Annotated in this window: 11 protein-coding genes; 8 read left to right on the top strand and 3 right to left on the bottom strand. The window is 37.2% G+C overall.

All coding sequences use genetic code 11. The features are described from left to right. Nucleotides 1-124 precede the first annotated feature (124 nt). The gene (alr, locus tag ACFP65_RS01955; protein ID WP_379915413.1) at nt 125-1294 is read right to left on the bottom strand and encodes an alanine racemase; all 1170 of its coding nucleotides are present in this window, start codon (nt 1292-1294) and stop codon (nt 125-127) included. 146 nt (nt 1295-1440) lie between these two features. On the opposite strand from alr, the gene ACFP65_RS01950 reads away from it, so the two are divergent. Both ACFP65_RS01950 and ACFP65_RS01945 read left to right on the top strand, forming a co-directional pair. Continuing rightward, a complete protein-coding gene (locus ACFP65_RS01950) occupies nt 1441-1977 on the top strand; it encodes a hypothetical protein (protein WP_379915411.1) in 537 nt (178 codons plus the stop codon). Nucleotides 1978-2095: 118 nt separating this feature from the next. Continuing rightward, nucleotides 2096-3433, top strand: a complete 1338-nt coding sequence (locus ACFP65_RS01945; RefSeq protein WP_379915409.1) for an aminopeptidase C — start codon at nt 2096-2098, stop codon at nt 3431-3433. Between the two features lie 76 nt (nt 3434-3509). Here ACFP65_RS01945 and ACFP65_RS01940 read toward each other — a convergent pair whose 3' ends face one another. Next, on the bottom strand, nt 3510-3782 hold the full coding sequence (locus ACFP65_RS01940) for a hypothetical protein (RefSeq protein WP_379915407.1): 273 nt from the start codon (nt 3780-3782) through the stop codon (nt 3510-3512). A 140-nt stretch (nt 3783-3922) separates the two neighbouring features. On the opposite strand from ACFP65_RS01940, the gene ACFP65_RS01935 reads away from it, so the two are divergent. The 6 genes from ACFP65_RS01935 to ACFP65_RS01910 all read left to right on the top strand — a co-directional run bounded on the left by ACFP65_RS01935 (nt 3923) and on the right by ACFP65_RS01910 (nt 9331). Beyond that, nucleotides 3923-4240: a PadR family transcriptional regulator gene (locus ACFP65_RS01935; protein ID WP_379915405.1), complete on the top strand. Its 318-nt coding sequence runs from the start codon at nt 3923-3925 to the stop codon at nt 4238-4240. Beyond that, nucleotides 4233-4826 carry a DUF1700 domain-containing protein gene (locus tag ACFP65_RS01930; protein ID WP_379915403.1) on the top strand — a complete coding sequence of 198 codons (594 nt, stop codon included), beginning with the start codon at nt 4233-4235 and terminating at the stop codon, nt 4824-4826. The genes ACFP65_RS01935 and ACFP65_RS01930 overlap by 8 nt, the downstream gene beginning before the upstream one ends. Then, entirely contained in the window at nt 4823-4978 is a 156-nt protein-coding gene (locus ACFP65_RS01925; protein ID WP_379915401.1) for a hypothetical protein, read from the top strand. Before ACFP65_RS01930 ends, ACFP65_RS01925 begins: the two co-directional genes overlap by 4 nt. A gap of 348 nt (nt 4979-5326) precedes the next feature. Further along, on the top strand, nt 5327-6874 hold the full coding sequence (gene abc-f / locus ACFP65_RS01920) for a ribosomal protection-like ABC-F family protein (RefSeq protein ID WP_379915424.1): 1548 nt from the start codon (nt 5327-5329) through the stop codon (nt 6872-6874). A gap of 279 nt (nt 6875-7153) precedes the next feature. Then, nucleotides 7154-7816 carry a P-II family nitrogen regulator gene (locus ACFP65_RS01915; RefSeq protein ID WP_379915399.1) on the top strand — a complete coding sequence of 221 codons (663 nt, stop codon included), beginning with the start codon at nt 7154-7156 and terminating at the stop codon, nt 7814-7816. A gap of 27 nt (nt 7817-7843) precedes the next feature. Then, on the top strand, nt 7844-9331 hold the full coding sequence (locus ACFP65_RS01910) for a DUF1538 domain-containing protein (RefSeq protein ID WP_379915397.1): 1488 nt from the start codon (nt 7844-7846) through the stop codon (nt 9329-9331). 59 nt (nt 9332-9390) lie between these two features. Here ACFP65_RS01910 and ACFP65_RS01905 read toward each other — a convergent pair whose 3' ends face one another. Beyond that, nucleotides 9391-10923, bottom strand: a complete 1533-nt coding sequence (locus tag ACFP65_RS01905) for an AbgT family transporter (RefSeq protein ID WP_379915395.1) — start codon at nt 10921-10923, stop codon at nt 9391-9393. Between the last annotated feature and the right edge of the window lie 245 nt (nt 10924-11168).

The raw sequence follows: 11168 nt of genomic DNA, 5'->3' as shown, positions 1-11168 counted from the left end.
ATACGCCTTTACGATCTTATGTTTAAATTCAAAACTATATTTTGCCATTAAAAAAGACCCCCAGAAGTTAGATTTTAGGTCTAACTTCTGGGGGTCGGCGCAATAAGGTTCTCAGCTTTTTTTATTAATCAAGTAGTGTATTGGATTTAACGACAACTTTATCATTTTCCATATAAACTCGAGGGATTCTTTTACCAATTCCACATAAGAGTTCATAATGAAAACTATCGGTCAATTCGGCCATAGTATAAAGTGAAGGATAATCAGCGGATGGATCTCCGAAAAAGACGATCTCATCTTCTTCTGATATAGAATCAATATCTGTTACATCGAGCATAATTTGATCCATACAAATTCTACCGACGATCGGTGCTTTTTCTCCGTTAGTCGTTAGATACCAGCGGTTAGACAATTGTCTTGGAATACCATCAGCGTAGCCTAACAAAATCGTAGCGATTGTACGCTTACTTTCAGCAGTGTAGGTACGTCCATATCCCACCGTATCTCCCTTAGAAATTGTTTTGATAAAAGCAGCGTGAGTTGTTAACTTCATAATGGGTTTCAAATCAATGGTACTTTCCATACTTTTGTCAGGATGGTATCCATAAACAGAGATACCTGTTCGGATCATGTCCAGGTGAAACTCAGGGTAGGATAAAGTCGCAGCGGTGTTGCAGCAATGTTTAAGATTAAATTTGATATCATTTTCTTCCAAAAAAGAAACGATAGCCATAAAGGTTTTAAATTGAGCTTTTGTAAAAGAAGGATCTTCCAGATTTTCAGCGTCGGCAAAGTGTGTGAAAATACCGTCAAACAGAACAAATTCTGACTTCATAGTATGCATAACTTTCAAAGCTTCTTGATTAGAACGCACACCAATACGAGACATCCCTGAATCTACTTTTAGATGAACGGTCGCGACTTTCCGAAGATTTTCAGCAGTTCTACGCACTTGTTCAGCAACAGATTCAGTGAAAACAGTCATGGTAATATCATTTACAATGGCGGTCGCAATGGTTTGTTCTTCGACAGGGCCAAACATTAAAATTGGAACCTTAACGCCAGCTTCTCTTAATTCAAGTGCTTCATCTAGTACAGCTACTGCAAGATAATCTGTACCAAGTTCTTCTAATTTTTTGCCGACTTCAACGGCTCCATGACCATACGCATCGGCTTTTACAACAGCCATAAATTTAGTTTGAGTATCCAATAGACTTTTCATTTGAGTATAGTTGTAAGCGATATGATCGAGGTTGATTTCTGCACGGGTAAAACGATAACTTCCATAATCCATTGTTCATCAACATCCTTATGATTTGGTATTGTTTATTTTAACATGAATCAAAGCAGACATCGAAGTTATAATGCGTTAGAATCGTTATTCTCACAAAGTGTTGTTACAATAACCTTAAATAAGTTAAATAGATAGGAGAGTTGAATATGAAAAAAGGATTGAAAGGCTTTTTTATTATCATGCTCAGCTTGTTCATGATGGCTTGTTCAAATCAATCAGCTCCTGAAATTGCGCCTGGAGCAGATCGGGATGTGACGGAAGAGTCAACTGAAGAAACGGATGCTACGGGTACAGATGAACAGATGGCAGCCTTAGATGTGGATCTTTATAATGGAGATTCTCAAAGAGCAGGTAATGCGATTTTTGACGAAAGTGATGGCAGTGTGATGCTTACATTGAATTTAGAAGACGTATCGGCAGCAGAATTAAGTATTCAAATTCATAGTAGAGGTGAGGCAACACCGCCAAGCTTTGAAGATGCTGGAGATGATTTCCAAGAGTTTGAATTACCAGATCTTGAAGCTTCAGAAGGCGGGGCAGTGAATCAAACCTTTGAATTAGAAGGGTTATCGCTTCTACCGGAGGCTGAAGGGACACTGGCTACAGAAGATGGATCTTCAATCATTATTTTAAACGGTTCGGGTAGTCCAATCATTGGTGGAATCATATTTCCCCCACAATAAACGAAATCGAGCTAGTTTGTCTATCCAAGGCAAACTAGTTTTTCTTTATGTAGAACCTTGTTCTTGGAAGCACTCTTCGGTATGATAAGAACAATTCTATTTAAAAGGGGATACTCAGATGACAATCAATGAAAAGCTGTTAACAGCTTACAAGGAAAAATTTGACGCAGAACCTGCCAACCATGCGGTCAAGCAGGCTATTGCAAAAGTAGGGATTGCGGATGCTTCTATCGATAATAACATGCTTAGAAGACATTCTTTTGTTTTCTCAAATGAAACAACCCGCGGTGAAATTACAAATCAGAAATCTAGTGGACGCTGCTGGATGTTTGCGGCTTTAAACACAGCTCGAGTAGATACTATGAAAAAACTAGATGTGAAAACTTTCGAATTTTCACAAAACTATACGTTGTTCTGGGATAAACTTGAAAAATCTAATTATCTATTGGAAAATATTATAGATACAGTTGATGAGCCATTAAACTCTAGACTCGTTCAACATTTATTATTTGATCCTATACAAGATGGTGGACAATGGGATATGTTTTCTGGACTTCTTGAAAAATACGGTGCTGTTCCAAAAGCTGTTATGCCCGAAACTTATCATTCTTCAAACACAAGAGAATTGAATACACTTTTAACAGCGAAATTGAGAGAATTTGCTGCTAAAATACGTGAAGCACATAAATCAGGCGCATCGATTGAAGAATTATTGGAAATAAAAGAGACATCGCTTTATTTTGTTTACAATTTACTAGTGAAAACACTTGGAGAAGTACCAGAAACGTTTACTTATGAATATAGAGACAACCAAAATGACTTCCACCGCATTAAAGACATTACACCTCAAGACTTTTTCAAAGAGTATGTTGAATGGGATTTGAACGACAGAGTTAGTCTGATCAACGCTCCTACTGAAGATAAACCTTACGGAAAAGCCTATACGGTCAAATATCTTGGGACTGTAAAAGAAGCGAAGCCAGTCACTTATATTAATGTACCGATTGATGTCCTTAAAAAAGCTGCTGTTGCAGCCATCAAAGATGGAGAACCTATTTGGTTTGGTTGCGATGTCGGCAAAATGTTAGATCGTAAAGCAGGGATTATGGATCACCATGCTTACGATTACGAGGCAACACTAGGAGAAACCGTTGAATTAACGAAAGCCCAGAGATTGGATTACGGAGAAAGTTTATTAACACATGCAATGGTATTCGTTGGAGTCGATCTAGATGAAGACGGGTCACCAATCAAGTGGAAAGTAGAAAATAGCTGGGGAGATACTTCAGGAGATAAAGGAATTTATTCAATGAGCGATCAATGGTTCGATGAATACAATTACCAAATCACTGTCAGCAAAAAATATGTAGAGGAACAATGGTTGAAAGCACTAGAAGAACCTGTTACCGAACTTGAGCCTTGGGACCCAATGGGCGCTCTCGCTATGATGCAGTAAGATTATTGAATCAACTTTATTGTTTAAATTAAAAGAGGCACGTTAAAATGTTCAAAACATTTAACGTGTCTCTTTTTTAGAAGAATGCTATATATAAATGAACGGAAGAACCAATTGCCCCACCAATTACAAAATACATAATCATTTGAATAGGAACAAACCATTTGATTTCGGTTAGGTCCGTTTTATTTTCCATGGAGACTCTTGATAGAAAAAAGTACCCGATACCAACAGTGATTCCAAGCAGCGGCAACATCATCTGAACTTGTTGCGGACGCCACAATCCAAAAGATATACCTATGACAAATCCCAATAACTGTAGTAATCTACGATTCTTTTTAGAAATCATTTCCCAACCTCCTCTATTTTAATATGCTCACAAATTGTATCACATAATGAAATAGAATAAAGGCATAGAAAAAATAAAGATATAAAGCTTGTAATTTCATACTATGTAATATATAGTATTGCGTATAAGGAGGTGTCGAGTTGGACACGCAGTTAAAAAAAGGGTTAATTGAATATTACATTTTAGCAAATTTGAATTATGGAGATTCCTACGGATACGAAATTGTAAAGACTGTTTCTTCTCATTTACCAATCACCGAGTCCACGCTATATCCTATTTTAAAAAGGTTAGAAAGTCAGGGGAAGGTAACTACCTATTCCAATGCATATAACGGGCGACTGAGAAAATACTATCAGATTCAGCCAGAAGGACTCAAAAGTATTCAGGGATTCTTAGATTCTTGGGAGAAAGTTCAAGCGATACATGAATATATTAAAAGGAGTGTAGAAGATGAATAGAATTGAATTTATTAAAACATTGAGCAGCCAGTTATCTTACATTATGAGGCCAGAAGAAGTTCGAGAATTAGTGGATTATTATGATGAAATGATCCTTGATCTTATGGAAGAAGGAATGACAGAAGAGCAAGCAGTCAGTCAACTAGACACACCTGAACAAATTATTGAGTCGGTTAAAGGTACACCTCTTGAATGGGATTTACCAGTATCTAAAAAGTTTAGTCCATATCTTGTGATTCTATTGATTTTAGGATTTCCGCTTTGGGGATCACTGGGGTTGGCAGGTGTCTTACTGGTATTTAGCTTTTATGTTGTGATTTGGTGTATTCCAGTTATGACTGGAGCCCTTGCCTTCGCAGGAATCGCGGGTGGATTGGCGAGTGCAATCTTAAGTCCACTAGCTTTAATGGATGGATTTCATATAGGATTGACGCAGCTTGGAATTGGTTTGATGCTATTTGGAGCAGGCTTATTGATTACATTAATAACAATAAGTATTAGTAAGCGGTTCGTTAGATACAGTCAGAAAACAACAAATTACTTTAAAGAAAAAGTATTTCGTCAAAGGGGTGCATTAAGTCTATGAAAATCGGGAAAACTTTTTTAACGAAACTAAGTGTTGCATTTATGGTTATTGGTTTATGTATTTCTTTTATAGGGTATGCAATAAGTGGATTTGATACTGAAAACTATATAGATAACCAAAATAGCTGGTATAGAGTCGTTCATTTCGAGTAAACGACTTGAAATCGTTGACAATAAAATAATGGTAAGGTATCCTATACACATCTTAAAAAAGATCGAGGTGTATTCTGGGCCAATGCGTAACTAATCCTATAACAAATCAATAAGACAAAAATAGGTTCTTTTAGAACTCTATTTAGCTATGTCTTTATTAGATGGAATGGGATCAGGCGATTGTGCATACAGAGGACCAGACTAAAAACAATTGAGTGTTTTTGGTCTTATAGATCTCTATCACAAATTCAAACCTCCCATTCCGAAACAGTGGAATAGGAGGTTTTTTTCATGTTTCTTAAATCCTAATGACGAAAACGAATGGATAAGAGAAAGGGCGAAATCAGCATGTCTTGGATAGAATTAAATCAAATCACATACTCGGTTAAAGATAGAACATTATTTAATATAGAAAACTTGAAAGTAGAACCAGGAGATAAAATAGGTTTAGTCGGAAAAAACGGTAGTGGGAAAACAACCTTACTAAATATTTTAAAAGGAACGCTCCAACCGGACACGGGTACGGTTAAACGCAATCAGGAAATCTCATTTATTCCGCAATTAAAAGAATCAATCGGGACAAAAAGTGGAGGGGAAATCACAGCTACTGCGATTGTTAAGAGTCTGAATGAAGCGTCCGGCGTGCTCTTTGCAGATGAACCTACGACACATCTCGATATTGAACATGTGGAGTGGTTAGAAAAACAAATCAAGGCTTATAAAGGTGCCTATATCATCATTTCGCATGATCGTGACTTTCTTGATCATACTTGTACTAAAATTTGGGAGCTCAATCACGAAAAAATCTCGGAGTATACCGGGAACTATTCAGAATATGAAGCATTGAAACAAAGTGAACTTCAACGTCAACAAGTGTCTTACGACGCCTATAAGAAAAAGGAAAAACAGTTAACAGAAGCTTTAGAAAGCAAAAAAGATAAAGCGGACCGTATAACAGATGAATCTAGCCATTTTTATTTCAGAAAAAAGGCACAGAAATTCTATAAATCTGCGAAGTCTATGGAAAAAAGAATTGAACAACTGGAAACAGTAGAGAGACCAGAAGAACAGGAAATCATCAAGATGAAGTTAACCAATGCTAGAGGATTCGTAAACAAAAAAATTATACGGGCAAACGACTTTGGATTGGCGTTTCCTCAAAAGGTTTTATTTAAACCGACAAGTTTCTTTATTAAAGGTGGAGAAAAAGTTGCCATTGTGGGAACGAATGGTAGTGGAAAGACAACGTTATTAAAAAGTATTCTATCAGAAGCAGAAGGTATTAAACGATCAGAAGCGATGAAGCTTGGTTATTTTGCTCAAAATCTTAGTGTACTCAAGGAACAGAAGACCATTTTAGAGAACGTTAAAGAAGGTTCGTTACAGACAGAAACTCTGATTCGAATCGTTTTAGCGCAATTACTATTCAAAAATGATGATGTCCATAAACCAATACACGTACTGAGTGGTGGAGAGCGCGTCAAAGTAGCGCTAGCCAAGTTGATTGTTGGAGATTACAATACCTTAATACTAGATGAACCAACAAATTTTTTAGATACGCAGGCAATTGAAGCGCTAGAAGTTTTACTGGCAGAGTACAAGGGGAGTATTTTATTCGTGTCTCATGACCGTCGGTTTATGCATAACTTAGCAGAGAGAGTGTTAATCATTGAAGACAAGACTCTTAAAGTGTTTGAAGGTAAGTATGACGACTATAGACAATCAAAAGATCAGATAGGACCAGATGCATTTGAAGAAGAAAGAATACGCCTAGAGAACGAAATCGTAACTGTCTTAAGCCAACTAAGTATCGAATCAACAACAGAACTTGAAAACCAATTTCAAGAGTTACTGAAATCAAAAAAACAGTTGATGGAACAAATCGATAAAAGTTAACGACAAAAAGCTTTTCTACTTCAAATCAAAGTGGAAAAAGCTTTTTAAGCTAGTAACGAGTTTTTTTCAATCTGCATAGTAGAGAGGATATTATCATGAAGAGTTATAATATGGTATACTTGATAAGGAAAACATTTAATATGAAGAAACACGTTCGAAAAATACTTTTAAGCAAGGGTATTTTTAAGAGAAAAAAGGCGATTTAAGTATGAACAGCAAACTGACTTTGAAAGTTCCTAAAGGTTCAATCGTAACGATAAGTGAAAAGGAGAGGGCTAGATGCACAATGAATATGAAACAGCTATGGAATTGATTGTCTGTATCACAATGCCGAATGAAGGCGATCATATTATTAAGCTAGCGAACGAAGCAGGCGTAGAAGGTGGTACGATTTTCTATGGGGAAGGAACCTCTGGGAAAGGTCTTTTAAAAGCCTTAGGACTGAATTCCATCAAACGGGAAATTGTACTGATGGTGACCTCTGAGACTAAAGCATCTCGTGCATTGAAGCATATCGCGAAAGCTAAGGTCATGAAGAAAAAAAGTAACGGAATTGGATTCAGAGTATCTTTAAGCGATGTTTTGGGGATACACGAGAATATTGAAGAAAAACTAACTGATTTTAATGAGGAGACTAAAAATATGCATCAAGCTATTTATGTAATTGTAAATAAAGGAGAAGCGGAAGATGTAATGGAGTATGCTCAAGATGCGGGGGCTCAAGGAGGGACGATCATTCAGGCAAGAGGTGCAGGTAACGCAGAATCCAGAACTGTCTTCCATATGGATATTGTTCCAGAAAAAGAAATCATCTTGATTATTGCTGAGAAATCAAAATCTCAAGAAATCATCGATACAATCAGTGAAAAGCTGCATATCGAAGAACCCAATAAAGGGATCTTATTCGTCACAGACTTAAATGAAACCATAGGACTTAATTAATTAAAACGAAAGGAGGTCTTTATTTAAGTGAATATTCTTAAAGAAAAATTCTTAGAAGTTATTCGCGCTGTTACACCCATCGTTGTTTTAGTGTTGATTATCCACTTCCTATTTGTTCCATTACCGACGAGCTCTCTGATAGGCTTTCTGTTCGGTGCAATCATCATTGTTATTGGACTTGCAATCTTTCTTATGGGGATTGATATTGCACTCGAACCTATAGGATCTCATATGGGGAAAGGTATAGCAAGGTCCAATAAAATCGTTGTAGTTATTATTGTCGGCCTGCTGCTCGGCTTCTTTATCTCATCTGCAGAGCCAAGTTTAACGGTACTAGGTAATCAGATAGGACTCGTAACAGGCGGAGATATCACCAGTTCCTTTATCGTTATTGTAGTCTCCCTCGGCATAGCTGTAATGGTGGTTGTTGGATTACTCAGAATTGTTTATAGTTTATCTATCATTCCTATACTCACAATCGCCTACGGGATAATCTTGTTACTTTCATTCTTTACCTCAACGGAGTTTCTATCGATATCCTTCGATGCTTCTGGAGCAACAACCGGTTCTATAACCGTGCCTTTTTTACTCGCCTTATCAACTGGGATTGCTTCCTTGAAAAAAAGCAGTAAAAACTCAGGAGAGGATAGTTTTGGACTAGTAGCGATTGCCTCCACGGGTGCCATCCTATCAGTTATGGTCGTTAATGTCTTTTCACCTACAGAACAATTATCCGGTTCCTTGGATATCGTAATGGGAACGGAAAATGGCTTTTTCCTTGATTTGATCAGAGAGATTTTCAATCAAGTTGGAGAAGTGATCATCGCGATATTACCTATTATCATTCTCTTCGGTCTATACCAAATATTTTGGCTTAGATTGCCTAAAAGAAAATTAAATAGAATTTTGATTGGTCTATTATATGTGTTTATTGGACTTGTATTATTTCTTTCAGGTGTGAATGCTGGATTTATGAGTGTAGGAAGCTTAATTGGATATACTTTAGCTGCTCAGGAGTCTTACGGTCTACTATTTATATTAGGTTTTTCGCTTGGCTTCTTATCAATCCTAGCAGAGCCAGCAGTAAGCGTTCTAACTAAACAAATTGGCACCGTAACTTCTGGGGCCATCAAACCAGTAGCGGTACTCTCGACCTTGTCTATTGGTGTAGGATTAGCTATCTTACTTTCTGCTATGAGACTGGTTATATTTGATTTAGAACTTTGGCATATCCTACTACCCGGATATATATTAGCCATTTCAATGAGCTATATCGTTCCGAAGAGATTTGTGGGTATGGCATTTGATGCAGGAGGCGTTGCTTCAGGTCCAATGACGGCGACCTTTATACTAGCCTTTATACAAGGAGCTGCGGAAGCTATTCCACACGCGAGTGTCTTGATTGATGGATTTGGTATGATTGCATTAGTTGCCTTAATGCCCATCCTCAGTTTACAGATCTTTGGATTGATTTATCATTTGAAAGCAAAACAAACTAAAAAAATTGTAAACTAAAAAAATCCCCTTTAAATCAACGGAAGTGTTGATTTAAAAGGGGATTTAATTTTACGCTTTTACAGTGTTGCTGGTGCCCCTGGTCCTAAAGGAAGTCCGAATACATACCAGATAACAAGTAAAACTGACCATGCAATCAAGAAAGCGATGGTATAGTAAATCATTGTTGAAATGATCGTTCCCAGGCCACTTTTCTTGTCGTATCTCTGAGCAAATACCAAGATCATAGCGAAATAACTCATCAATGGAGAAACAACGTTTGTGGAAGAATCCGCAATACGGTAAGCCATCAAAGTCATTTCAGGTGCAATATTCAAGTTGAACATCATAGGTGCAAAAATTGGCGCCATGATGGCCCATTTGGCACTTGCAGATCCCATGAAAAGATTGATAAATGCAGTGAACAAGATAAAGGCTAGAATCAGTGGTAAACCAACAAATCCGATATTTTCTAACAAGTTCGCTCCGTTACTAGCAATGATTGAACCAAGATTTGTATAAGCAAAGTAATTGATAAATTGAGCAGCAAAGAAGGCTAATACTAAGTATCCACCCATTGAGCTCATAGATTCAGACATACCTTTTACAAAATCATGAGAAGACTTGATCTTACCAATTGTGATTCCGTAAGCTAGACCAGGAAGAACAAATAGTAGGAAAATCATAAATAGCAAACCAGAAGATAAGAAGGTACTTAAAGTCATATCACCGTTTGCGTCTAGTGCTCTAAGCGCAGCGTCTTGTGGGACCATGAGAAAGGCCATAACAGCTAGAAAAGCAAGTAGCGTGATCAGAGCATAAATGAGACCTTTGTTTTCTTGTGACGATAAAGGTTCTTGTGTAGGTTTATAATCTCCATCGTAGACACCCAGTCGAGGTTCGACGAATTTGTCGGTAACGAAAGCCCCGACCCCAGTTAATACAAATGTAGAAACAAAGATAAAGTACCAGTTACCAGTTGTTTCAACTGAATAGTCAATATTAGCAGATGTTAGTGCATCGTTTGTAATTCCTGCAAGTAAAGCATCTGTTGGTCCAAAGATCAGATTGGCAGAGAAACCTGCGGATACACCGGCAAAAGCAGCAGCTAAACCAGCGATTGGATGTCGGCCAGCAGCAGCAAACATAATGGCACCTAGTGGAACAACCACTACATAACCGGCATCGGAAGCGATATTTGAAATAATACCGGCAAAGACGACCATGGCAGTCAGTAACCATGTAGGCACATTACTTAACAATTTCTTCAAAGCAGAAGAAATTAATCCAGTCCATTCTGCAACCCCAACACCAAGCATTGCTACCAGAACTGTACCTAATGGTGCAAATCCTGTGAAGTTGGAAACCGCATTGTTGAAAATATAGGCAATACCCTCTTTGTTCATTAAAGAGATTGCTTCAACAACACCAGGTTCTCCAGTTTCCGCATTGATCATTGGCGCGCTTAAGCCTAGACGAACCGAAATTTCTGAAATAAATATAATACCAACAGCAAAAATAATGAAAATGACAACGGGGTGAGGTAATTTATTTCCTACACGCTCAACCATGCCAAGCAAACCTTTATTTGTGTTCTTTTCAGAATCACTCATAAATTTAAATCCTCCTTAGTTGATTGTAAGCAATATCTAAATAAACGTAAAAGCTAAAATGATATCGTTACTCTATAGATTTTAATACAAATAGAAGAGAAAATTCAATATATTTTCATAATTAAGGTTATATTTTTAAAAATTTTACCCCAATTTTCTCATATTTAGAAAGTGCAGGCAATTGTAAGCGGATAACTTTTTAAATGATACAATGTACAGAACAATCTGTGCTAAAATCATTAACG

Source organism: Marinilactibacillus sp. GCM10026970 (genome assembly GCF_042660675.1).
Classification (GTDB): domain Bacteria; phylum Bacillota; class Bacilli; order Lactobacillales; family Carnobacteriaceae_A; genus Marinilactibacillus.
Note: the sequence above shows the minus strand (reverse complement) of the source record. Positions and strands in the feature narration are given on the sequence as shown.

Excerpts from the sequence above, each read along its gene's own strand:
- ACFP65_RS01905 (WP_379915395.1), bottom strand. The coding sequence starts at position 10,923 with ATGAGTGATTCTGAAAAGAACACAAATAAAGGTTTGCTTGGCATGGTT.
- alr (WP_379915413.1), bottom strand. The coding sequence starts at position 1,294 with ATGGATTATGGAAGTTATCGTTTTACCCGTGCAGAAATCAACCTCGAT.
- ACFP65_RS01945 (WP_379915409.1), top strand. The coding sequence starts at position 2,096 with ATGACAATCAATGAAAAGCTGTTAACAGCTTACAAGGAAAAATTTGAC.
- ACFP65_RS01930 (WP_379915403.1), top strand. The coding sequence starts at position 4,233 with ATGAATAGAATTGAATTTATTAAAACATTGAGCAGCCAGTTATCTTAC.
- ACFP65_RS01915 (WP_379915399.1), top strand. The coding sequence starts at position 7,154 with ATGCACAATGAATATGAAACAGCTATGGAATTGATTGTCTGTATCACA.
- ACFP65_RS01925 (WP_379915401.1), top strand. The coding sequence starts at position 4,823 with ATGAAAATCGGGAAAACTTTTTTAACGAAACTAAGTGTTGCATTTATG.
- ACFP65_RS01950 (WP_379915411.1), top strand. The coding sequence starts at position 1,441 with ATGAAAAAAGGATTGAAAGGCTTTTTTATTATCATGCTCAGCTTGTTC.
- ACFP65_RS01940 (WP_379915407.1), bottom strand. The coding sequence starts at position 3,782 with ATGATTTCTAAAAAGAATCGTAGATTACTACAGTTATTGGGATTTGTC.
- abc-f (WP_379915424.1), top strand. The coding sequence starts at position 5,327 with ATGTCTTGGATAGAATTAAATCAAATCACATACTCGGTTAAAGATAGA.